The sequence below is a fragment of the Tianxiuia mixotrophica genome, assembly GCF_050596425.1.
Taxonomy (GTDB): domain Bacteria; phylum Bacillota; class Clostridia; order Peptostreptococcales; family Acidaminobacteraceae.
In genome coordinates this window covers 4,360,542-4,384,478 of sequence record NZ_CP192292.1, presented here as the reverse complement: position 1 = coordinate 4,384,478, position 23,937 = coordinate 4,360,542, and the positions used below count along the sequence as shown (strand labels likewise).

Below are 23,937 nucleotides of genomic sequence, written 5' to 3'. Positions count from 1 at the left end.
CGATGGGGTTGGAGGCATCTATAGTGGAAGGAAGAATATCTTGAAAAAAGTGGACATCGGGGTTGTAGTGCCCGCCTTTAACGAAGAAGATAATATTAAGCCCTTATATGACAGGCTTGTGGAAGTGCTTTCAAGCATCTCAGAAAGTTTTGAAATCATGTTTGTTGATGATGGAAGCCGGGATCAAACCATTAGGGAAATTGAAAGCATTCAAAGATCAGATGACCGTGTGAAGTATGTCAGTTTTTCTAGAAACTTTGGGCATGAGATGGCCAACACGGCGGGTTTTAGGAATGTAAAGGGCGAGGCTGTTGTCATCATTGATGCAGACTTGCAGGACCCACCTGAAGTGATTCTTGATATGTATCAAAAATTCAAGGAAGGCTATGACATTGTGTATGCCCAAAGACTCAAAAGAGATAAGGAGACGTGGGTTAAGAAAACAACGTCAAAGTGGTTTTACCGTATCATGCGCGTTTTAAGTGATACGGAAATTCCCCTGGACACAGGTGATTTTAGACTGCTCAGTCGCCGAGTTGTGGATGAAATCAACAGCCTAAATGAAAAGAATAGATTCTTTAGAGGCTTGACACACTGGGTTGGTTTCAACGTTACATATGTGGAGTACAACAGGGATGCACGCCACGCTGGTGAGACGAAATACAATTATTTCAAACTCTTTAAACTGGCATTTGATGCCATTCTTTCATTTTCATATAAGCCGCTTAAGATTTTTAGTTTTATTGGTTTTGCAACGGCCATGTTTGCTTTTTTAAACTTAATATATTGGATCGTCATGAAGCTTGTTTTTAATCATCATGCGGTAGAGGGTTGGACGTCTATTGTGACAATACTGCTCTTATTCTTTGGTATAATCATGATACAGATCAGTGTTATCGGCGAATATATCGCAAGAATATATGAAGAGGTTAGGAACAGACCCTTATATATTATCAGCAAGCAGGATGGAAAGCGGGTAAACAATGAAAGCCGGGATGAAGTCGGAAATTAGTTTGTACTTGGTTTTTGGTCTTATGACGACAGCCATCGCGGTCGGTGGCTATGGACTTTTGATCTGGATGGGACTCCATTATTTTTATGCAACCACCCTGTCTTGGCTTGCGGCGGTGCTTTTTGCCTTTGTAACCAATCGGAAGTATGTCTTTCAGTCCCAAGCGAAGACGGTGAATCAGATTTCAAAAGAGGCCATGGCCTTTTTGATGTCACGTGTGGGCACTTGGGTATTTGAGACTGTGGGCCTTATTTTTCTTATTGATGGCATAGGCATGGGGCAAATGCTTCCAAAGTATATAATGTCAGTGGTCGTGATTGTCATGAACTATGTTTTAAGTAAGCTTGTGGTCTTTCGAACGTCATAAGATTGTAATAACATTGAAACGCCAATGGAATGAAGTTTTGATATAATGGATTTGATAGGAAAATCGGGGCAATGTAACCTGTTTACAGCAGTTGAAATACGAGTTGTTGCGAGGTTAACCTGATAATGAAGATTGGAGGGCTATTCTTGAAAACTGGTATGAAAAATAATATGAGACGTATACTGGCAACTTGTTTGCTGGTGGTCATGATGGTGAGTGCGCCTGCAAGTGGATTTGCAGCAAGACTCTTTACAGACATTCCTGAAGATTACTGGGCTATGCCATACATAATCAAAGTGGTAGAAAATGATATAATGCCGGGGTATAGCGATGCGACGTATAAGCCATCGAAAGCTGTGTCAAAGCTTGAAGTTATTACGGCAGTGTACAACACCATTAGCGCTTCTGGTAAGTTTGACAAGCTCCAAGGAGATGTCCTTGCCATGAAGTTTGGTGCGACAATAGACGCGGCGAATATTCCCAAAGAGTTGGCACCCTATGGTGAATCAACGTGGGCGGCGATTGGCTATGCCCTTGAAAATGAAATACTACACCCTGACGAGCTCAAGGGATTTGTCATTGAAGGCGAATTGGCAGAAGCAACAAAATTAGAAGCTTCTATTTTCCTGGGAAAAGGCATGAATGTTTTCTTAAAAGAAAACCTTCAAAGAATTATTAGCTTCGACTACAAAGATGCATTTTCAATCACAAGTGCAGCAGCCCCTTATATTGACCTGCTCATTCAAAATGAAGTGATCAGCAGCAAGGGGGATGATAAGGGTAACTTTAATCCCAAGCAGGTTGTGACAAGAGAAGTATTGGCCACTCTACTGTCAGGTGCATACGGCGTATTAAGTGGTGAAATTGTTCCAGCTGATAATGATGATGACAGCGATGATTCCAATAATTCATCGAGCACATCTTCAAGTGTAAGTTCTGGAGATTCTAAAACATACGAAGCCATTGTTTCAATTGTTCATGATGATTTGGAAATTATCGAGATCCGTGATGGCGGGGGCAAGCTCCACGTCTACGATGGCAGTGATACGACCATTAAGCGTGACGGGGAAACACTAGACCTGTCAGATGTCAATAAAGGCATGGACGTAACGGTTCATGATGACGATGGTGAACTCGTGAAGCTTGTGATCAATAAGCAATTTGACAAGACCGAAGGCAAGTATGAAGCCAAGTCTGATGCGCTAACAGATGAAGACGGAGAATACCGAGTTATTACAATCGCTACAAATGATGGGAAGAAGTACTTTAAAGCCTATGATTCTGCTGTGATTGTAAAGGATGGAGAAACAGCTGAACTGGATGATCTTGAGCTTGGGGACAGACTTCATATGAACGTGGAAGGTTTCATGGTTCGAGAAGTGGAGGCCTACTCTAAAAAGACGGTTGTGAGCGGTGTGCTCAATAGAACAACAGACTTTAAAAAAGGCAGCTCTATTAGTGTTCAACTGGAAAAAGGCAGCTATATCGATCAGATTCTCGAGTCGGATATTGAAGTTAAGTCCAGCGGAGAAGGTGTCCGTAAAGGCGATATTGTCAATGTGACCCTGGAATATGGTAAAGTTGTCCTCGTTGAAGCCACAGGAATTAGTTCAGAGTTATCCGGTGTCATCACTTCAATTCTGATCAGTAAGACACCAGAAATCACAATACAGACAGGGGATGGTGTGACAAAGACCATCCAGCTGAAAGAAGACATGGAGTATGTGCTTCAAGGTGGGGATTCAGGCGATATTTATGACCTGAGACTGGACCAGAGTGTCACACTTAAAATGGATGGGTCTGGAGCCAACACCCTTGTGACCAATAAGGTGGCCGAAAAGGTTAAATTTAAAGCTGAAATTATTGATGTATACTCGACAGCCAACCTACTTAAAGTTAAAGATGATGACGGCCAGGTTTGGACTGTGAGCTTTAAAGAAGGGGCTACATTCAGTATTCTTGATTACGAAGCAGGTGAGTCTGTTTTCGTATTTGGGATTGAACTTTCAGACGACCTCTTCGAGGCTGAACTGGTTATAGGCATGGAGTAGTATGGACGTGACAGCTTTCAATAAAAAGCAATAAGCTAAATATGCCCCGAGTCAAGATGAAGCTGTGCTTGACTCGGGGCTTTTCGTGCTGTGAGGATGAATCTTAGGCGATCATCTAAAATTCATCCTGCTAAAAGGCGTAAAAAGTAAGAAAGTCTGTCTTGAATGATGTGAGGCAATAAAGATATACTAAGGACATGTAAGTTGAAGTGTGTATACATAAAAATAAGTGAGTAGAGGTCATTCAATGAACATATTCAATAAAATTAAAGCAGACATAAAAGAAGCGCCTTTCAAAAGGGTCGTGATGCCCTTGGTCATTCTTCTCATTGGCTTTTTAGCAAGGGTCTGGTGGATTAGAACCATTCCAACTGATCAACTTTATGATTTTGACGCCTATTATAGAATCGCGAAAAACATATTTGAGGGCAAGGGTTTTACCTATGAAGGCGCACCAATTGCCTTTCAAGGGATGTTTTATTCATGGTCCCTAGGCATGCTTTTTAAGGTGTTTGGGTCCGCATCAGTGGGTCTTGCAAAGTGGTTTAATGTGATTTATGGAACGCTGACCATTGCACTGGTTTATAAGATCGTTTTAAAAATGACGACCCAAAATGAGAATGCCAATACTTTGGCCTTGGTGACTATGGCCATAACAGCTTTTCTTCCCCACCATATTGCTTACTGCAACACAACAGGAACGGAAATTCAGATGGCTTTTCTGTTGGCCCTCCTAATATACATTCAGGTCTCTGACTTAAATGATAAGTGGAAGTATCCATTGCTTGGTGTGTTAACAGGAATTTGTGCCTTAATTAAGCCTTTCTACTTGGCTTATCCTGTCATTATTGGCTTCAGTGAATGGATGATGAACAAAAATCTGAAACGTTCAGCCATAAAAGGTCTTCTTGTATGGATGGTCATGGCGGCTGTTATATCCCCTTGGACGTATAGAAATTATAAGGCTTTTGGGCGGTTTATTCCTGTCTCTTATAATTCGGGCTTTAATCTCTATATCAATAACAACCCCAACAACGTTCATGGTGGATGGATGTCATTTGAAGATTTATACAAGACAGATGAAATAGAAGTCATTATTGACACTCATCTTGAGAATGGAAATAAGAGCATCAAACTTGCGTCAGACATAGAAGTGGACTTGAAACCCTATGCTGTTCAGTGGATAAAAGAGAATCCTGAGGAATTTGCAAAACTTGGACTCATTCGGGTTCACTCAACATATTTTAACGGGGCCTGGGATATAGATGCATGGACTATGAATAGATTGGCAGATAAACCGACAGAACTCACCACAAAAGAAGTCGAGAGAAATCGCAATGCCTTTCGAGCTCTTAATGATATACTACTAAGCATTTTAAGTGGCTTTAGCCTTGTATTTATCATGCTAGGCATACCGTCTGTCTTTATGAGTATTGTTTCACCAAAGCGTAAACTTGATCAAAGTATAGTCCTTCTTTTTATGAATTTGGCCTTTCCGTCTATTGTCTTTTTCGTTTATGAAGGTCAGCCACGTTACAATCAGTCTCTTCTTTTTCTAATGATTATTGTAGTGGTTCTTACATCAGATAAAATTAAGAAAATGTATCAGTCAAATTGATCAAAAGCACTGGTAGGCATGATGGTGTATACAGGTATAGTTGGAAAATAGCATTTAAATTTCTTATATGAGTGATGATTGACTTTATACGTTTTTGCTCGAACAATTAATCTAAGTCTTTTTTTAGATATAAACGTAAATAATTGAAATCAGACAGTTTGAAATTACAAGGTAAATGACGGACATATTGAAATGGTTACAGTATTATAGAATTTAAACAATATCGACAAAACATCTTCGTCTGGAAGATGTTTTTTTTTTGCTTGTGTGAGTAAGCGCTTAACATAAGTGGTTGCAAGGGGTAAAAAGTTTCTCTATGATGGAACTGGACGAGAATGAAGGGGTTCAATTATTTGTGTTATTGATAAATATAGGTGCATACTAGGCAAAATTGATTAAAAATATTACAGGAAAAGACAAAAAGAAAGCAGTATGCAATTTGTGTTTCAAATATCACGAATAATAAAAACGTATGAATCGAATCAGGAGGTGTTCACCGATGGGAAAAGTCAAAGACAATCTAATGTTTAAAATGACATTAATGACATGTGTCCTAGTGCTCTTAGTGGTGGCAGGAATCGGTGGTATCAGTTATTATTGGTCATCAAAGGCCGTGACCTTTGAAGTGGAGTCAAAACTAAAGGCAGAACTGGAGAGTGTACAGGCTAAGTTTGAGCTTAAGCTTACAAACACCCAAGATATCTTAGAGCTTATTGGGCAAACACCAGCCCTTAAGAATCTACAAGCTTCAGATTTTGAGGCGACCAGTCGCCTGGCGGATTCTGATCGTAAAAACTTAGCAGTCCACCTGCTTGAGAATGTTTTAAAAAAGCGGGCAGACTTATTTGAATCCATTTTCATAGCCGATAAAAATGGGCAGATAGTTCTGGATGGCAAGGGTGGAGAGGCTATTGGCATAAGCATTGCGGATCGGGACTACTATGACAAAGCCTTATCTGGTCAAACGGTGTGGAGTGACATTGTTTCATCCAAGTCCACTGGGGAACCAGTGACCATTTTCGCATATCCCCTGAAAAATAAGAGTGGACAAACAACAGGCATCCTTGCTACGGCTGTAAAAATGGAATCCTTCTTTGAAGTGCTTGCAAACTTAAAAGTGGGTCAACATGGATACGCATATATGGTGGATAAAAATGGACTTTTTGTCTATCATCCAGACAAAGCTATAATGATGCAAAAGAACATTTCAGATTTGGGCATCGGCCCCTTGTCACAGGCCAAAGAGGCCATGGTAACCGGGCAAGATGGAAAGGTTATTTATACATATGATGGCGTAAGGAAACTCAACATCTTCACAGGCATGAATGGATACTCTATCTCACTCAATGCGGATGAGTCTGAATACTTGTCGAGCCTAAATGATATGCGTGATCGCATGTTGATCTTTGGAGTGGTATTCTTCCTTATTGGAGCAGGTGTTGCTGGAGCTATTGCCAACTATATTGTTAAGCGCATCAGACGTATGCAAGAGGTTATGCGTTTAGCGGCTGAGGGTGATTTAACATCGGAATTTAGAGTGAATGAAGCGAGACCTGCCTCTGGAGATGAAGTCATTCAAATGGGCATATCCCTTAATGAGATGATAGACAGTTTTAGAGATATGATTCTTCAGATTACAAAAACGGCAGAATCGCTCTCTTCGAGCAGTCAGCAATTGGCATCGTCAGCTGAAGAGGGAGGGCAATCTGCAGAAGAAGTGACTTCAAATATTGAGGAAATAACAGCTGGAAGTGAAGAACAGTCCAACTATGTTATAAGCACTAAGGAGGTTGTTCTTGATATGAAGGTCCAGCTGGATAAGTCCGCAGAGGCCACTGATCAAATGGTGGATGAATCTTTGCAAGTGATGGAAACAGCACGAAATGGTCAAGAACAAATGAAGGTGACAATTGGGAAAATGGATGCAATTCGGTCCAGCAGTGAACAGACTATACAGGTCATAAATGCCTTAAATGAACAATCAAGTCGTATAGGACAAATATCTGAGACCATATCAGATATTGCTGACCAGACAAATCTTTTAGCGCTCAATGCGTCTATAGAAGCAGCACGTGCTGGAGAACAGGGGCGGGGCTTTGCTGTTGTCGCAGAAGAAATTCGTCAGCTTGCCACAGAATCTATGGAGTCTGCAACAGGCATAAAGGCCCTCATATCTGAAATCCAGTCTGAAATTACAATGGCAAATCGTTTGATCAATACTGAAAACGGTGCCATTCATGAAGGTATAAAAACCATCGACCAAACGGGTGAAGCTTTTAATGACATCACCTCAAGAATTGAGTCCACAAACACCCTCATTGGAAGGGTAGCCCAAGCTATTGAAAGCACAGAAGTTTATGGGAACCGTGTGACAGAGGCCATGGAGTTTATAGCCACTGTGTCCCAGCAAACAACGGCAAGCGCCCAAGAAGTATCCGCTTCAGCAGAAGAGCAAAATGCTATTTCAGAGGAAATCGCAGGGGCTTCAGACCAATTGTCATCTATGGCTCAAGAATTGTTGAGTCGTGTGACACGTTTTAAAGTTTAAAATCATACTGGATTTCCTAGTGAATGGAAAGCTGAATGTTTATAAATAAGCAAATAAAATCCCTTATAAGCAAAAGTGGACCGCATATTGAAAGTATTTATTTTTTTTATTTTTATTCGAAAAAGACAAATACCATATTTTCGAACGATTCGACAAAAAGAGAGGGGAATAGATAAATAAAAGGTTCATGTTTAGTAAATCAGAACCAATCCACAGTAAACTTGTTTGATATGTGACGAACAAAACGCCTTCATTCTTGACATATAAAGTAGAAAATTTACAATTTTGAAGCTCGTGTGTATTGAATTTCAAATAAAAATTAATTATTATAGACAGAGACTAGAGAGTCGGGTAAATTTTTAACAATCACTATACGAGAGTCTGGATGATTGTTAGAGAGGATAACCGAAAGGCTATTGCTATGTTTTAGCAAGTGAGAAGAGGTATTAGGAGGCGTTTATGACAAGTAGTAAGAATGGAAGTGGGAAGCGATCCAGTTTGGTGATGCGCCTTTTGATGTTGGCGATTATCTTCCTTTTGCTTTCCAGCGGCATTACCACAGGACTTAACATCTATAATACAAGACAATCCATGCTGGACCTTTCAAAAAAAAGTGGAATGGATTTGACGAATTCACTGGTTGAAAGTTTTGTCATAGCAGAAAAAGCATCATCAATACAAGGTCTATCCAAGAATGCCCAAGAAGTATTCAATCGTCAAACAATAATTGATAATACGTCTAAAAGTGAAATTATCAACTATCTTCTTTTTGTATCCACTGACATGGTTGCAGAAAATCATAGCATTCACGACCGAATAGGACTTGATTTGTCTGGCGATAGTATCGTGAAAAAAGCCATACTTGATGGTGAGTCAGGGTCTCTTATTTTTGATTGGGATCCCAATAAAGACGGAAACACTCTACCGACTTATGATGTCATTTCCCCAGTTGTTGTGGATGGCCAAATCATTGGCGCTATAAACGTCGGTATTAGTTTAAAGAACGTCAATGACACAATTTCAGCAATGATGCTGAAATCGGGAGTCATGGCGGGGATCATTATTGTCGTAACCAGCCTTATTTTGTTCCTAGCGATGCGAAAGATGCTCAGCCCACTCAATGATCTATCGGAATCAGCCAATTTGGCTGCTGGTGGAGATTTAACCAAAACCATTGAGATCAAGCAAAATAATGAGATTGGTGCTGTTGCAGATGCTTTTAACAACATGATTTTGAATCTAAGAAGCATGACCAAGCAAATCACAGAAGTCTCTAGTGAACTGGAATATGGAAGTGAAAACATACTGGAAACAACTGAGCAGGTCACGCTGGCCTCTGATCAGATTGCTTTGGCAACCCAAGATGTGGCCGCTGGTGCAGAGAAACAGGTTGTAGAAACAACAAAGGCCAATGAGCATCTGAAAGAGACTTTAAAATCGATTGAAACGGTGACAACAAGTGTTTCCATGGTGATCGAAAACGCTGACCAGACAAGTCACACAGTTAAAAAAGGCGAAGAAAAAATGACAGTCATGACCGATCAAATGGTCAAGATTCGCAATCAGGTGAATGTTTCATCAACGCGTATCCATGAGCTTAAAGATATTTCTGAAGAAATTGGCAATATCGTAGAGATTATTAACAGCATTGCTGAACAGACCAACTTACTTGCCCTAAATGCTTCCATCGAATCGGCACGAGCTGGTGAACATGGCAAGGGTTTCGCAGTTGTCGCTGAGGAAATAAGAAAACTGGCAGAGGAATCACGAAATTCGACGGATAGCATCCGAAGCTTGATTGAGAAAACGCAGTCTTCAACAAATGAAGCTTTGAAATCTATTGATGACGGATCAACAGAAACGGAAAAGGGTGAAGCCCTTCTTTCAGAAGTTATGACATCTTTCGACGAGATATCAGATAGTTTCCAGACAACGAAATCCAATTTAGAGTCAGTGACAACAGAGGTCAACAATGTGAATGATTACAGCAATAAACTGTTACATATCATTTCAGAGGTTGACGGTATTTCACAAAAATCTGCAGCGGATTCTGAAGAGGTTGCGGCATCTACAGAAGAACAAACGGCTTCACTCGAACAAATGCGTGAAGTGATTGACAGCTTAAAGAAAAAAGCTGTTGAACTGAATGATACAGTAAAGATTTTTAAAGTATAAAAAAAAGCAGACTGGCAATGAGCCAGTCTGCTTTTTTTGACCATGGAAACAGAAGGCGCCAGCCCTCCCAGTGTAAAGAATATTGTATAGGCCAATATACTTTTGAATAAAGACTGGATAAGGAAATTATTGGTGGTCAACTTTGGGTATCATGGTATAATAGACCAAACACAAGATGGAGGTGACTCTGGTGAATATACCAAACGTTTTAACTGTGATCCGACTGATCCTCATTCCCGTCTTCATCTATACCTACTACTTGAATGAGCCAATTACCGCACTTATTATTTATTTAGTCGCTGGGATCACCGATGTCCTAGATGGTTATATTGCAAGGCGGTTTCATATGTCAACAAAGCTTGGCACAGTTTTAGACCCGTTGGCAGACAAACTCATGCTTATTGCCGCCCTTGGCTGTCTAACCTATTCTGGGCTCATACCATCATGGGTGCTTTATGTGGTTTTACTTAAAGATCTTGCCATGATTATTGGTGCGGCAGTTATGTATTTTGGAAGAATCAAGCGGGTTATTCCCTCGAATGTTTTTGGAAAAGTGGCGACTATGGTTTTTTACATAGCAGTGGCAACATCCCTGCTAGAAGCCAAGCCGATCTATAGGGATGGGACCATGACAGGGGCGGTTCTTATAACCGTTGTCGCATTTTGCAATTATTTGTATTTATATTTTAAAGATCATCCATCAAGGGATAGCAGTCAGACAAGTTAATAGGCAAAATGTGAAAATCCGCTGGGGACCCAGCGGATTTTTTGTGTCAAGTCATATTGTTTACATGCGCATCATACGCCTATAATAGTGAACTGTTTCAAGAAGACCATCAGCAATATCATACTTTGGTGACCAATCAAGAGATGTCAAAGACAGACTGATATCAAAGTACATTTCCTGCGGATGGGAAGGGCATATATCTGTAAATTCGGGTTCCACATGGACTTCAAAGGTGGCATTGAGTAAATTAATAACTTCATTGGCCGTTGTCCCATGACCGGAACCAATATTAAAAATGGTCTTGTCTCCTCGGGTCATAGAGGACAGCAGTGCATCAAGAACATCTTTGATGTAAATCAAGTCCAGACTTCTTTGCCCTGCGCCGTCGAAGTGTATTGGTGCCTTGTGCAAATAGGCCTGAATGAGGTCAGCAATCAAGTCTCCATCTGTATGAGGACGTTGCCTGATGCCATAAACAGTTGAAAGTCTTAGAATTGTATAGTTTATATTGTGAAGTCGTGCATAAAGCTGAATGAACTCTTCAGCAGACCGTTTTGTCATACCATAAGGACGCTTTGGTGAAAGAGGATGGTTTTCATCAATACCCAGATAGGCTGGCGGGCCATAAATGGCTGCCGACGATGTGAAAATAACCTTTTCTACCCCAGCGAGCCGAGCACCTTCCATAATGTGAATGGTGCCTATGATATTGGTTTCTGCAGTTTCTTTAATGTCTTTGGCATCAGAACTGTCGCAAAAATGCGCGGCAAGATGAAAGATAAAATCCGGTTGGATGTCCTGAATGAGGTCGATGACCGAGAGATCTTTAACATTGGCCTTGTGGTACTTAGCCTTGCGCAGGGTCTGAAGGGTGGGATCCCCTTCAATTTTATCAATAATATGCACCAAGTGCCCGTCTTCGATAAGTCGATTTACCAAATGTGAACCGATAAAACCTGATCCGCCCGTAACGAGAATGTTACTCATAGTATCATCCTTTCTTATCTTTATTTATACCCTGAACTAGAATTGATCACTCCATATAGGAGAATCTTTCCTATATATAAGTTGAATTATTTGGGTAAAAGGCTATTAATGACAAGTGAATGACTAGAATATAGGTAGTGTTGATTTATATGAAAAGAAGAGAGGCCAAAGCGATGAAGAGTCCAAAAAAATTTTTAGATAAATACAATATGGCGCACCGCATTACAATAATATACTTAATATTTGGCATGCTCTGGATACTTTTATCAGATAAACTCCTATCCATTATGATTAGAGATATTCGCATCATGACGTTTATTCAGACCATAAAAGGCAATCTCTACGTCGTCATAACGGCAGGTCTTCTTTGGGTTTTAATCATTTTGGGGCTGCGTAAAATAAATAGCCTTCATGAAGAAACCTATATATCAGAGGCCAAGTATAGGAGTTATTTTGAGCAAGGTTTTATAGGCATTGTTTTATTTGATACAAGTATGCAGGTTGTGGAAACCAATACCAAGGCTCAGAAAATTTTTGGAATGACCAGTGAAATGTTAAAATCCATGGACCTGGATGCTATTTTGCCAGATGCTTCAGAAAAATTCTCAGAGTCCCTTCAAAACCGTGATAGTGAAGGAGAAACACTTGAGGTGACAATAACAGGGCAAACAGGTGAAAAAACACATACTCTATTAACCCTGTCAAAGATTACAGAAGACCATGGAGACCTGGTATACTATGTTGCCTTTTTACAAGAAATCAATGAGCAAAAAAAGTATAGAGAAGCGCTTCTAGCTCTTAATAATCAGCTGGAGAGTCGAGTGTCGGAAAGAACCAGGGCCCTTGAACAATCCAACAAAGCTCTAAAAAAAGCGCTTTCTGATCAAGAAGAGCTTTCCAATCAGTTGGAAAAAAGCAATCAGAGCTTGCGAACAACTGTGAATCATCTTGATAAAATGCAAGATCGACTGGTTAAGACTGAGCGCATGACAGCCCTAGGTAATTTGGTGGCCAGCCTGACCCATGAAATCAACACGCCTGTGGGATCTGCGAGGACAGCGGGTTCTTATATAAAGGATCAAACAGATAATATCAAGAAAAACTTTGAGGATGGGACCTTAACAAAGACGCGGTTTAATGAATATGTAGAAAGTCTGGAGGAGTCATCAGACATCATTGAAAGAAATCTGACCCACGCTGCAGATTTGATGACAAACTTTAAGCAAATGGCGGCCGACCAAACACAGATGGAAGTTCGGTGCATTAATTTAAAAGAACTAATTGAGGAAACACTGCTCAGCCTCAAGCCTGTGCTTAAACGCAAGCAGATAAATTACGACATAGATGTTGACCCTGAGATTGTGGTGGCCATTGTTCCAGGGTATTTGACACAAATATTGAATAACCTTCTCACCAACACCTACAAGCATGGGTTTTCAGATCGGGATGGTGGGAAAATATCCATTCAGATCAAATTGACCGATGGACGTATAAAAATGATATATGAGGACAATGGAAGGGGCATTGCCCCTGAGGTTAAAGAAAACTTGTTTAAGCCATTTCAAAGCACAGTCAAACGGGAAAGCAGGGATGGTCTTTCTGGAATTGGTCTGGGGCTTTATATCATTCGAAAAATTGTGGAAGAAAACTTCAAGGGTCAAATAAAAATGGAATCAGAAGAAGGATCTTATACCCGTTTCATTATGGCGTTTGACACACACAATTGCCAAGAATAGTCAAAGTTAAAGTGCTTCTAATAAAGGCCATGTGCCTCATTTATTAGAAGCATTTTCTATGTCCAGCCAAATGATGACTGTCTCAAGGTGAAAGGTTTAAATAATGCTTTTAGCATGAATCAATTTAGAAAGTGTTTAGAATTTGGATAATGAAATTTAAAAGCTTTGAGGTATCCTAATGAAAAGACATGCAAGATAAAAGCCCTTTTTCTTAATATTGTGGTTTGAAGGGCGTTTTTGCGAGAAAAGGAGTTTAAAAAATGGATAGAAAGAAATACGATATTCCAGAACTCCATCAGAAAAAGAATGCACTCGGAAAATTATCCGAGATCTTTATTGATAGGTATAGAACAATTTACCTTATTCTGATGGCTGTATTCATAGTGGGGTGGATGTCTTACACAGATCTGCCAAGAGAGAATATACCAGAGGTGGAATCCAATATGGTCATCATATCCTCTGTCTATTCTGGTGCGTCGCCAGATGACATTGAAGAGATGATTACAAATCCCATTGAGGACGCCATTGCGGGTCAGGACGATTTAATTGGATACACGTCGACCTCTGCATCGGGTTTTGCAAGAATCATACTAGAGTTTGAGTTTGGCATTGATATGGATGAAACAGTGGATGAAGTTAAAAAAGAGATTGATGGTCTTGACCTGCCTGATGAGGCGAGTGAACCCAACATCATGCATCTGAAAACAGGAGAAATCCCTATCATGTCCATGTCTGTTACTGGAGACATGGACCTAGCCTCTATTAGTGAAGCCGCAGAGGATTTGAAAACAGCCTTTGAGGCCGTTCCTGGCGTGGATTCCGTTGAACTGAGCGGTGAGACCGAGTCCATTGTTGCCATTACCGTTCATCCTGTTGAGATGGAAGCCTATGGGGTGAGTGTGAATGCACTCAGTCAAGCCATATCAGCTGTCAATATAGGTCTTCCGGCCGGGGCGGCTGAAATGGATGGAAAGAAGTTCAATGTCAGGGTCGATGAGGCCTTCAATGATATTGATGACATTAGACAGGTTCTTGTAAAAACAGCCACTGGAAGTGTTCGGGTGGGGGATATAGCAGATGTCAACTGGGTCAATGATGAAGGGGATCAAATATCCAGAACCTACAGAAAAGAGGCTGGGGTATTTACAACACCTGTTGTCTACATGCAAGTCTATAGAGATAACGGTGCCGATACCATTGGTCCTGTCAATGAAATCGTTAAAATTTTAGAAGAAGAAAAGGGTAAACTTTACCCGAAAGATATGGAAGTCATAATCACATCAAATTTTGCGGAGGATGTTGAGGACAGTTTAGGAACAGTTATGGACAGTGCCCTGTCTGGTCTTCTGGTCGTGGTTCTTGTCCTGTTCTTATTTATTGATCTTAGAGAAGCCATTATTGTATCCCTGGTTATCCCCCTATCCATGTTCACAAGTTTTATACTTATGAATCAAGTGGGCATAACCTTCAACACCATATCCTTAATGGGCTTTGTCATTGCCCTGGGACTGCTTGTAGACAATGCCATTGTGGTCATAGAAAACATTGATAGGATTAGAGACTATGGCCTAGATAGAAAACTAGCAGCAAAAATAGCTATAAACCAAGTGGCACCGGCAGTTCTTGCAGCAACGCTAACAACGGTTTCGGCCTTTATTCCCCTGGCACTTACACCAGGCATGATGGGGCGCATGCTCAGATCCTTGCCACTGACGATCCTATTTGCCATCTCTGCCTCCTTCCTAATATCTCTTATTATCACACCGACTATTGCCTCGCGTGTGCTCGAAAAATATAAGGGCAAGGAGAAAAAAGCAAGAGGAGCTGCATCCCTGTATAGAAAGATTGCATCCATTGCCACGGTCGGCATTTTGGCCCTCTTTGCCTTTAGGATTGACGGACAAATGGGCATCTTTTCATTTGTGGGTGCAGGCTTATTTTCACTGGCTATGTTCGTGAAACAGTTCAAGTTTAAAAAAAGTCATGGTCATGGGTCACACATTGACAAATACGGTGACTGGCTTTCAGGGGTTCTTGACAATAAGAAGAAGAGAATGGCTATAATAGGTCTATCTGTGATCCTGCTTGTGGGGAGTGTCATGCTCGTTCCTCTTGGTTTTATTCAGTTGGAGCTTATGCCAAGTGAAGAGCCAGATTCCATGTCGATTATTGTGGAACTGCCCAAAGGCTATTTGATCTCAGACACAGTGGAAATCGTCGGCGAAATTGAAGACAAGCTCTATACCTTTGATGACATTGACAATTTCACATCATCTATTGGTGGAAACAATGACAATGAAGCCACAATTTCCATTGAACTGGTTGATGAAGACATAAGAGGAATTAGTGGCTATGATATGGTGGGCGCGCTTAGAAAAGCCGTTTCAGATATTCCTGGAGCAGACATAACAGTTGATGCTGCTCTCAATATGGGACATAGACCAGGAAGCGGGTCTCCGATCACAATAAACATTTCGGGGGGGAGCGATGAAGAGCTTGAAGCCCTTGCCACCCAGTATTATGAGACTCTAAAAAATGTTGAGGGTGTCGAAGATGCGACCATAAGTTCGCTGGGAGGCCTTCCAGAACTCCTTGTGGACTTTAATGAGACATTGGCTCAGGCCAAGGGACTGAACATCTCCTCAATGGCTTTGGACATACGAAAGGCCATTAGTGGGTACGAGGTGACAGATTTCAGATACGATGGTCAAGAGGTCAGTGTTGAAATAAGAACGTCAGAGGACCGCCTTGATAATGTGAAGGATTTAGAAAAAATAGTATTCACAAATCAAATGGGAGAGAAAATACCTTTCAATGAAATTGCCACGCTGAGAATGGATGAGGGCGTGAGCCAAATCGTTCACAACGACGGACAAAAATACATTCAAGTGGGCGCTTCGGGTGCACCAAATGCCAATATAAATAAGATTGTACGCACCTTCCAAGACAAGGTGAAGGATGTGTCCTTGCCTGAAGGCGTGGAAGTGGAGTACGGTGGAGAGTTCAGCCGAATGAATGATTCCTTTGCAGATATGGGCACCAATTTTGTAATAGCCCTCATGCTGGTTTACATTCTCCTATCAGTACAGTTTAATTCTCTAACACAACCAGTTGTTATAATTCTGAGTGTGCCTCTGGCCCTTATAGGAACTTTGATAGGACTGGCTCTAACAGGAAACAATCTAGGGTTTTACTCCCTCTTTGGCGTGGTTTCCCTGGTGGGCATTGCCGTCAACGATGCCATTGTTCTTGTTGACTATACAAATTATTTGCGAAAAGAAGGACAAGACAGAAACACAGCTATTGTCGAAGCGGTGAAGACACGCTTCAATCCTGTTTTGGCCACATCTATTACAACCATAGGTGGCGTTCTGCCAATATCAGTGGCAGATCCTGCTCTTGGGCAACTTGGCTTTGCACTAATATTTGGCCTGGTTGCGTCAACAGCCCTAACACTGATGATTATACCAATTGTATATTCTATGAATGATAGTTTAACAGCATGGATTCGAGATAAATTTGGACTCTTTGTTGAAGAAAGAGAGGATGTTATAAATGAAGCGTAAAGGGATTTTAGCAGTGGGTCTAGCCCTTATGATACTTGCCACAGGTTGTGGGAGTAAGTTGGATAGGGCCCCCTTAGAAAAGGCGGGAAAAGAACAAGGACTGCCAGTTGGTGTTGAGACACTGGAAACAAGTGAAATTGTAGAGTCATTTTATAGCTTGGGTGCTGTTGAACCAAGTCGGACTTATAAAATGAATGCATTGACAAATGCAGATGTTAAGAAAGTTTACGTCAGTGTTGGAGACATCGTCAGTGCAGGCGACTTGCTTTTTGAGCTGGAAACCGATGATTTTAAAACCAATAAGACCTCTCAACTTTCAAATGTCAAAACACAGCTTGACACTTCAAAAATACAGCTTGATTCTGCCAGTAAAAACTATGAAGACACAAAAGCGCTTTATAACCAAGGGGCTGTTTCAAAAAGTGCCCTTGACCAGGCTGAAGACGCATATGAGTCAGCCAAGCTAAATTATAACAGTGCTTTGACAGGCTATAATACAACTCTTTCAAGTCTGTCATCCACAGAGGAGAATTACTTGGTAACAAGCCCGGTAGACGGTATTGTGACTTCACGATCCGTAGAGGAAAGTCAATTTGCCACAACGCAAAATGGTGTGACAGTGGCCCAGTACAACCCTATAAAAGTGAGCTTGAATATTCCCAGCACACAGATTGACAAGGCCTATAAGGGTCAGCCAGTCCGCATTGTTTTCCCTTCGCAGGATTTAGAAATGACAGCAAAACTCACAGCCATTAACTTGGCAGGATCGGCAGGGGGATACCCTGCTGAGGTCGAAATAGTGAATACGGAAAGCAAACTTCTACCAGGGATGACGGCGGAAGTTTATCTGGAAACAGCAAAATCTGAAGCGGCATTTGTCACTGAAAAAAATACAGTCCTGGAAGATGAGTCGGGCTACTATATTTATCTTGTTAAGGATGGAAAAGCTGTGAAAGTCCCTGTGGAAAAAGGCATTGAAGATGGTGAACACGTTCAGATCATAGGGGCCCTTTCCATCGGAGACCAAGTCGTTGTCAAGGGACATCACTACTTAAAAGAAAATGACCTGGTTCTTGTTAAATAAAAGGCTTACAAAACACCATTTAAGACCAGGATGCTTCTGTCTATAAATTGACGGCGTGATTGCGAGGAAAGATTATGAAGCTTATGAAAATGAGCATAAAAAGAAAACTGTATCTAACGTATTTAACCGGACTCGTGGTCACAATACTGCTCATGATGACAGTGGGCTTTATTGCCCATGGCAACAGATGGCTTCCCCCCATCGCAAAAGAAACAGAGGCGTCGCCTGAAAACATGATGACCTATGCTTTTCAGTTTCGCCGACTCAATAGTGTGGAAGAAGCCAGTCGGTCCATCAATATGGCTGTCAATAATCTAAAGGGGATGGGGGAGGAATCTTTTCTGGTCTCCGAGTCCTTTTGGAAAGAAGCAGATATGTCCTTTCGCCCCAATGTGTCCTTGGCAGTTTTTGTGGATAACACCCTTTTCTTCAAATCCAAAAAGCTTCCAGATGCTATTGATTTCGACGCTTTTCCAAAGTTTGGTCAATCAACCAGTTATCCCAATGAGTCTTTGTTCAATGAACACGAAATAACCATTCAAAGGCAAGTTGACTATGTGACACAAGAAGGGCATGAAGTCACGGCTTTTATACTATTTGGTGTGGAATCTCAGGCCAGTCGATTCTTTGTCATATTGCTGAACAACATCCTGCTCTTTATGGTTCTTTCCACATTCATCATGGGCATCATATCCTACTTTGTAGTGAGGAGCATCACTGTGCCTCTTGACAAGCTCAAGAATGCTGCTGATGAAGTCAGACGGGGGAACTTGGAGTATGAGGTCAAACACACAACAGACGATAAAATTGGAGAGCTGAGTGAGGCCTTTGAGGCCATGAGACTTCAGCTTCTTGAAAATGAAAAAATCAGAGACCAGTATGAAGCCAGCAGGCGCCAAATGATTTCGAGCATTTCCCATGATTTGAGAACCCCTGTAACAGCCATAAAACTCCATGCTGAAGGCATAATGGATGGGGTGGCTGGTTCCCCTGAAAAAATGTATAAGTACTTAAAATCCATGGCGGGCAACGCTCAAGTGATAGACCGCCTTTTAAAAGAACTGACCCTGTTTTCAAACCTGGATTCTGAACAGGAACGGTTTCAGTTTACTGAAATAAACCTGTGCAGGTTTGTTGAAGATTTGGCTGAAGAGTGGGCTTTTGACTACAAGGCGCAGAATGTAAAGTTTGATCTCAAACTCAAGTGTCAGGACCAGGACACCTTGAAGCTTGATGTGATTCACTTTAGACGGGTGCTTGTAAATGTTGTTGAAAATGCAATAAAATACGTGGATAAGAGACCGCTTGTCATAAGCATTGGTGTACAGACAGTTGATGACATGTATAGGCTCACCATATCGGATAATGGTCAAGGGGTGCCTGAGGATCATGTAGATCAAATTTTTGATAGGTTCCACCGCGTGGATGCTGCTAGGCAATCAAGTGTGCCTGGGAGTGGACTGGGGCTTTCTATTGCAAGGCAAATTGTCCTAAAGCATGGCGGAAAAATTTGGGCTCAAAACATAGAGAACAGTGGGCTGGAAATAAGCATAGAGCTGGGAAAGTCATAGGAGGCGTTCATGGAAAAGGTACTTATTGTTGAAGATGACTTAGGCATCGCTGAAGTGGAAAAAGACTATCTGGAAATCAATGGGTTTGAAGTGATCGTGGAAAACACCGGTGTGGATGGCTTGAAACGAGCCCTCAATGAAAGTTTTGATCTTATTATCTTAGACTTGATGCTGCCGGGGGTGGATGGTTTCGGCATATGTAGAGAGATCAGAAAGACAAAGGATGTCCCTATTATAATGGTCAGTGCAAGGGGCGAGGATATTGATAAGGTCAGGGGGCTGGGTCTTGGACTGGATGATTATATGACCAAGCCCTTCAGTCCCAATGAACTTGTGGCAAGAGTCAAAGCCCATATAAAAAGGTATCAAAAATTAAAGGGGATAGGTCCAGCCGCAGAAGAAAGTGTTATTCGCATCCGTGGACTAGAAATAAACCCCAAAACCCATCAGGTTTTTGTTGATGGACAAGAAGTGAGCTTGACGGTTAAGGAGTTTGAACTGCTCCAACTTTTAGCGACGAGTCCAAATAAGGTTTTCAGCAAAGAAGAAATATTTCAAAAAGTATGGGGCTTTGAAGCGGACCAAGACATTCCAACGATAACAGTCCACATCCGTCGGATACGTGAAAAAATAGAAACAGACCCAAGTGAACCTGTCTATGTAAAAACAATTTGGGGCGTTGGATACAAATTGAACTAGTTCGACAGGACAAAAGTCATAGTTTTACTTATTGACTGAAACTAGAGGAGTCAATGGCTGAGAGCGACTTCCTTAAACAGGAAGAAGGTCTAAGACATACTCTAAAGTTTGACACGGGTTTAAAGACAAGGTAAAAAGGTTACCGTACTATACGGTAACCTTTTTTTATTGAGACATTGAATTTTTTTGATGTGATTTTTACACGGCACGATTTTTTGCAATGATCTCGACGATGGCTTTCAGATCTTCAGCTGGGATTTCTGAGTGCTCAAGGTCTTTGGCAATACTTAGGTATTTGAGGTCTACGGTTTTAAGCAGCTCTGGGAGCTTTTCCCTGTCTACTATAACACCATCTACAACGTCAGTATTTCCAACCATGTAGTCCACTGTGCAACCAAGAACTTTTGCTAATTTCACAAGTGTGTTAATCTTTGGTTCGCGAAGGCCGTTTTCATATCTCGATAGTGAAGCTTCCGTGATATTTGCCAGTTTTGCAAGCTGCTTTTGCGTATATCCCATTTCCGTACGCAGCTGCGTGATTTTCTTCCCAATTGAATTCATTTGATTAGTGCCCCCTCACAACTCTTGCCGGTTATTATAAAACTGGCATATAATTTAAATCCCACATTTTCCAATATGTACAAGTCGACTACCCGAATTTTCTTTATTGTACAATAAATTCTGATTAGATGCAATTATTGTCGAAAAAAGACGAAAAAAGTCAAACGTTCGAAAATATTTAGCTTCATAAATATTACGACTATCGGAAGCCCCTTATTTTATCGGGAGCATTATCTTAAAGGTCGTTCCGCGACCAAGGCGGCTTTTAACATGGATTGTGCCATCATGGGCTTCAATGAGTTCCTTGCAAATGGCGAGTCCAAGGCCTGTGCCTTTGGCATTTGTGCTTCGCACCTTGTCTATTTTATAAAAGTGATCAAAAATATAAGGCAAATCTTCCTCATCCATGCCAAGGCCATCATCGCTTATGAAGATGGCAAAGGATTTATTCTCGATGGCCGTATGAATATGAATCCTTGTTTTTGTAAACTTTAAGGCATTGTCAATAAGGTTATCAAGCACTTGACCGATTCTATTGACATCCACTAAAAGTTTGGCCTGAGGAATGGGTTTTTCTACATGGAAGTCCACTTCAGCTTCTTTAAGTTCCAGTTCTCTTGATGAAAGAAGTTCATCAAGAAGCATGTCAGAATCCACTTGAACGGGGTCAATTTTAAACTCGCCAAGCTCCATTTTAGAAAAGATAAAGAGGTCATCAATAAGATGATTTAGCCTGTTGCTCTTATCCCAAATAACACGCAAATACCTTTGGTAAGTGGCTTCATCGGTAACCAGGCCATCTTGAAGACCTTCCACATAGCCCTTAATAGAGGTTAGAGGTGTTTTTAAATCGTGAGATATACTCGCAATCAATTGTCTTCTGGATTTTTCGTACTGGACTTGCTTGGATAGGGAGTCCTTGAGTTTTAGACGCATCCTGTCAAATTCATTACAGAGCTTTCCGAACTCATCATCCTTATCATAGGTCATTTCAAAATCAAGATCGCCAGCGGAAATTCGTTCTGCAGCGTAATTGAGCTCACGAAGGGGATTTATAATACCATCTGCTAAAATTTTAGAGAGAATAATAATCAGGGCTATTATGGTAAGAATAAAAAGAGCTATAAGTGCTATGGGAAGCATCATAAGTATTTTAAAGGCCTTGGCCAGATCGATATCTGGAACAAGAACCAGGGTTCCCATATATTGCCCCTCGACGTATATGTCAGAATCGATGGTTTCCAGTTCGGAGTCGCCGGTGTCCGACATTTCCGATAGAGATTTGGCAAGGAGCTGGTTGGCAGAGTCATAACGGACAATACGATTTTGATCTGCGAATACAATACGACGAAACTTTCCCTCCATGAGGGGTTGAATAAGTTCGTCCATCTCATCAGTCTTTTCCAAAAGGTCGAAGTTGTCTTGAAATGTATAAATCACATGGTCTGAATGGTTGCTCAAGTTTTCAAGGCTATCCGTTATGGGTTCGCCAAAAATGTTGCTGTTGACGATGAGCAGGGCCAAGAAGACAATCATAAAAGGCGCTATTAAAAGCGACAGGAAGGAGAGGATGATCCTTGTCCTGATCCCCATGATTACTTGCCTCCCTTAAATTTGTATCCGATGCCCCAAACCGTTTCTATATATTCTGGTTGAGAGGGGTCTTTTTCAATTTTTTCTCTGATTTTACGAACGTGGACAGTGACGGTGTTTATGTCGCCATACTCATTGAAGCCCCATACATTTTCAAATATTTTTTCTCTGGAAAGGGCTTGATTCATATTCATGGCCATAAAGTGAAGAATCTCAAACTCCTTGACAGAAAAAGAGACAATCTCTCCACGCACCGTTACAATATGGGCAGATGGATCAATTTCCAGTTCTCCAAACTGTAGGGTGTCTGTTTTTTTAACGTTGCCAGAGAGTTCGTTGAATCGTCTAAGCTGGGATTGAACACGGGCAATCAATTCCCTTGGACTGAAAGGTTTCGTCACATAGTCATCAGCGCCGAGTCCGAGTCCTAGTATTTTGTCAGCGTCTTCTTTCTTTGCCGTCAGCATAAGAATAGGTATATTCGAAGCACTGCGTATGCGGCGGCAAAGCTCAAGACCATCCATAACAGGCATCATAATATCTAAAATCGCCATGTCGGGCTTTTCTTTTTCGAATGTTTCCAGTCCTTCTTCGCCATTGCTTGCTATGATCACATCATATCCAGTTGCTTTTAGGTAGTCCCGAATCAGTTCAGCGATTTCTTGTTCATCATCAACAACAAGAATTTTATATTGGTTCATTTTCTTCCCTCCAAATATATGTATGACCCATTTTACTCGAATTGGATGAATCATTTCAAAAGACTTGCACCATATATGTAATAATACCATAGATTGACACCCGTTCTTAGTTACAAACAGATGAAATAGTGTGACTTTCAAACAAAATGGTTTCAAATTGATGAGATAGGACGTTTGACCCTTGAAGTCCGCCCTATGACCGTGTATGCTTACTACGGGAAGTGGTGAAAGAGGAGATGCAATCAATACTTAATATGCTGGTTAAACTCATAAAATTTCTGGCGGCTCTGGTTCTAATATTTGTTTTGAGCTGTGTGGCAATAGATCAATTTGTTGCCCTGAGTGCCAGACCATACATAGATGTAAAAAATCTTGAAAATACAGAAGTCGTCCTTGTTTTAGGGGCCAGGGTCACACCGCAAAAACAACCTAGCCTCATGCTTGCTGAGCGACTGGATGCGGCCATAGATGTTTATAGCCAAGGACAGGCGGATAAGATACTGGTCAGTGGTGATCATGATTCAATTTATTATAATGAAGTTGGGGTCATGAAGGCCTATCTTGTCGAGCGTGGCATACCGGAAAAAGATATTTTCATGGATCATGCAGGCTTTTCCACATATGAGTCTGTGGTCCGTGCCAAAGAGATATTCGGTGTGAAAAAGCTCATCATATCGACCCAGGCCTATCATTTAAAACGGGCTGTCTACATTGCAAGAGCTCTTGATATGGAAGCCTACGGCATTTCCGCTGATGATGGTTTTAATCCCTATGTTCTTAAGTATAGGTACAGGGAACTTCTAGCTCGGATAAAAGATTTTTTCTATGTTCATGTGGTCAAACCTGACCCCACCCATATGGGAGAACCCATCTCCATCAAGGGGGACGGACGGGCAACGGTTCATAGAAATTATTAAATTAGTCGCTTGCAAAAGTACAGA

Annotated in this window: 17 protein-coding genes; 13 read left to right on the top strand and 4 right to left on the bottom strand. The window is 41.2% G+C overall.

Annotated elements, in window-relative coordinates; translation table 11 throughout:
- Positions 1-49 precede the first annotated feature (49 nt).
- From ACQ4KW_RS19420 to ACQ4KW_RS19390, 7 genes are all read left to right on the top strand, one after another.
- A complete protein-coding gene (locus ACQ4KW_RS19420) occupies positions 50-1,012 on the top strand; it encodes a glycosyltransferase family 2 protein (RefSeq protein ID WP_430886610.1) in 963 nt (320 codons plus the stop codon).
- Positions 996-1,379, top strand: a complete 384-nt coding sequence (locus ACQ4KW_RS19415) for a GtrA family protein (protein WP_430884084.1) — start codon at positions 996-998, stop codon at positions 1,377-1,379. The genes ACQ4KW_RS19420 and ACQ4KW_RS19415 overlap by 17 nt, the downstream gene beginning before the upstream one ends.
- Positions 1,380-1,537: 158 nt before the next feature.
- Positions 1,538-3,430, top strand: coding sequence for an S-layer homology domain-containing protein (locus ACQ4KW_RS19410; protein WP_430884083.1), 1,893 nt, complete (start codon positions 1,538-1,540; stop codon positions 3,428-3,430).
- 247 nt (positions 3,431-3,677) lie between these two features.
- On the top strand, positions 3,678-5,048 hold the full coding sequence (locus tag ACQ4KW_RS19405; RefSeq protein WP_430884082.1) for an ArnT family glycosyltransferase: 1,371 nt from the start codon (positions 3,678-3,680) through the stop codon (positions 5,046-5,048).
- A gap of 499 nt (positions 5,049-5,547) precedes the next feature.
- Positions 5,548-7,596, top strand: a complete 2,049-nt coding sequence (locus tag ACQ4KW_RS19400) for a methyl-accepting chemotaxis protein (protein ID WP_430884081.1) — start codon at positions 5,548-5,550, stop codon at positions 7,594-7,596.
- 459 nt (positions 7,597-8,055) lie between these two features.
- The gene (locus ACQ4KW_RS19395) at positions 8,056-9,771 is read left to right on the top strand and encodes a methyl-accepting chemotaxis protein (protein ID WP_430884080.1); all 1,716 of its coding nucleotides are present in this window, start codon (positions 8,056-8,058) and stop codon (positions 9,769-9,771) included.
- 190 nt (positions 9,772-9,961) lie between these two features.
- Complete coding sequence (locus tag ACQ4KW_RS19390; protein ID WP_430884079.1) at positions 9,962-10,498, top strand: CDP-alcohol phosphatidyltransferase family protein; 537 nt, start codon at positions 9,962-9,964, stop codon at positions 10,496-10,498.
- A 60-nt stretch (positions 10,499-10,558) separates the two neighbouring features.
- On the opposite strand, the gene ACQ4KW_RS19385 is transcribed toward ACQ4KW_RS19390, so the two are convergent.
- Positions 10,559-11,485, bottom strand: a complete 927-nt coding sequence (locus ACQ4KW_RS19385) for an NAD-dependent epimerase/dehydratase family protein (RefSeq protein WP_430884078.1) — start codon at positions 11,483-11,485, stop codon at positions 10,559-10,561.
- 149 nt (positions 11,486-11,634) lie between these two features.
- Between ACQ4KW_RS19385 and ACQ4KW_RS19380 the strand changes: the two genes are divergently transcribed.
- From ACQ4KW_RS19380 to ACQ4KW_RS19360, 5 genes are all read left to right on the top strand, one after another.
- Entirely contained in the window at positions 11,635-13,221 is a 1,587-nt protein-coding gene (locus ACQ4KW_RS19380) for a PAS domain-containing sensor histidine kinase (protein WP_430884077.1), read from the top strand.
- A gap of 260 nt (positions 13,222-13,481) precedes the next feature.
- Complete coding sequence (locus tag ACQ4KW_RS19375) at positions 13,482-16,787, top strand: efflux RND transporter permease subunit (RefSeq protein WP_430884076.1); 3,306 nt, start codon at positions 13,482-13,484, stop codon at positions 16,785-16,787.
- Positions 16,777-17,871: an efflux RND transporter periplasmic adaptor subunit gene (locus ACQ4KW_RS19370; protein WP_430884075.1), complete on the top strand. Its 1,095-nt coding sequence runs from the start codon at positions 16,777-16,779 to the stop codon at positions 17,869-17,871. Before ACQ4KW_RS19375 ends, ACQ4KW_RS19370 begins: the two co-directional genes overlap by 11 nt.
- A 74-nt stretch (positions 17,872-17,945) precedes the next feature.
- Positions 17,946-19,442, top strand: a complete 1,497-nt coding sequence (locus ACQ4KW_RS19365) for a sensor histidine kinase (RefSeq protein WP_430884074.1) — start codon at positions 17,946-17,948, stop codon at positions 19,440-19,442.
- Between the two features lie 9 nt (positions 19,443-19,451).
- Positions 19,452-20,141, top strand: a complete 690-nt coding sequence (locus ACQ4KW_RS19360; RefSeq protein WP_430884073.1) for a response regulator transcription factor — start codon at positions 19,452-19,454, stop codon at positions 20,139-20,141.
- Between the two features lie 198 nt (positions 20,142-20,339).
- On the opposite strand, the gene ACQ4KW_RS19355 is transcribed toward ACQ4KW_RS19360, so the two are convergent.
- The 3 genes from ACQ4KW_RS19355 to ACQ4KW_RS19345 form a co-directional block, all read right to left on the bottom strand.
- Entirely contained in the window at positions 20,340-20,702 is a 363-nt protein-coding gene (locus tag ACQ4KW_RS19355; protein WP_430884072.1) for a helix-turn-helix domain-containing protein, read from the bottom strand.
- A gap of 213 nt (positions 20,703-20,915) precedes the next feature.
- Entirely contained in the window at positions 20,916-22,295 is a 1,380-nt protein-coding gene (locus tag ACQ4KW_RS19350) for a sensor histidine kinase (RefSeq protein ID WP_430884071.1), read from the bottom strand.
- 2 nt (positions 22,296-22,297) lie between these two features.
- Positions 22,298-22,996 carry a response regulator transcription factor gene (locus ACQ4KW_RS19345; protein WP_430884070.1) on the bottom strand — a complete coding sequence of 233 codons (699 nt, stop codon included), beginning with the start codon at positions 22,994-22,996 and terminating at the stop codon, positions 22,298-22,300.
- Between the two features lie 236 nt (positions 22,997-23,232).
- Here ACQ4KW_RS19345 and ACQ4KW_RS19340 point away from each other — a divergent pair, with 236 nt between their 5' ends.
- Positions 23,233-23,913, top strand: coding sequence for a SanA/YdcF family protein (locus ACQ4KW_RS19340; protein ID WP_430884069.1), 681 nt, complete (start codon positions 23,233-23,235; stop codon positions 23,911-23,913).
- Positions 23,914-23,937 lie beyond the last annotated feature (24 nt).

What these genes read in the sequence shown, in the direction of transcription:
- ACQ4KW_RS19340 (WP_430884069.1), top strand. Translation starts at nt 23,233, where the DNA reads ATGCAATCAATACTTAATATGCTGGTTAAACTCATAAAATTTCTGGCG.
- ACQ4KW_RS19350 (WP_430884071.1), bottom strand. Translation starts at nt 22,295, where the DNA reads ATGGGGATCAGGACAAGGATCATCCTCTCCTTCCTGTCGCTTTTAATA.
- ACQ4KW_RS19360 (WP_430884073.1), top strand. Translation starts at nt 19,452, where the DNA reads ATGGAAAAGGTACTTATTGTTGAAGATGACTTAGGCATCGCTGAAGTG.
- ACQ4KW_RS19355 (WP_430884072.1), bottom strand. Translation starts at nt 20,702, where the DNA reads ATGAATTCAATTGGGAAGAAAATCACGCAGCTGCGTACGGAAATGGGA.
- ACQ4KW_RS19370 (WP_430884075.1), top strand. Translation starts at nt 16,777, where the DNA reads ATGAAGCGTAAAGGGATTTTAGCAGTGGGTCTAGCCCTTATGATACTT.
- ACQ4KW_RS19405 (WP_430884082.1), top strand. Translation starts at nt 3,678, where the DNA reads ATGAACATATTCAATAAAATTAAAGCAGACATAAAAGAAGCGCCTTTC.
- ACQ4KW_RS19410 (WP_430884083.1), top strand. Translation starts at nt 1,538, where the DNA reads ATGAAAAATAATATGAGACGTATACTGGCAACTTGTTTGCTGGTGGTC.
- ACQ4KW_RS19415 (WP_430884084.1), top strand. Translation starts at nt 996, where the DNA reads ATGAAGTCGGAAATTAGTTTGTACTTGGTTTTTGGTCTTATGACGACA.
- ACQ4KW_RS19380 (WP_430884077.1), top strand. Translation starts at nt 11,635, where the DNA reads ATGAAAAGAAGAGAGGCCAAAGCGATGAAGAGTCCAAAAAAATTTTTA.
- ACQ4KW_RS19375 (WP_430884076.1), top strand. Translation starts at nt 13,482, where the DNA reads ATGGATAGAAAGAAATACGATATTCCAGAACTCCATCAGAAAAAGAAT.
- ACQ4KW_RS19395 (WP_430884080.1), top strand. Translation starts at nt 8,056, where the DNA reads ATGACAAGTAGTAAGAATGGAAGTGGGAAGCGATCCAGTTTGGTGATG.
- ACQ4KW_RS19345 (WP_430884070.1), bottom strand. Translation starts at nt 22,996, where the DNA reads ATGAACCAATATAAAATTCTTGTTGTTGATGATGAACAAGAAATCGCT.
- ACQ4KW_RS19365 (WP_430884074.1), top strand. Translation starts at nt 17,946, where the DNA reads ATGAAGCTTATGAAAATGAGCATAAAAAGAAAACTGTATCTAACGTAT.
- ACQ4KW_RS19400 (WP_430884081.1), top strand. Translation starts at nt 5,548, where the DNA reads ATGGGAAAAGTCAAAGACAATCTAATGTTTAAAATGACATTAATGACA.
- ACQ4KW_RS19385 (WP_430884078.1), bottom strand. Translation starts at nt 11,485, where the DNA reads ATGAGTAACATTCTCGTTACGGGCGGATCAGGTTTTATCGGTTCACAT.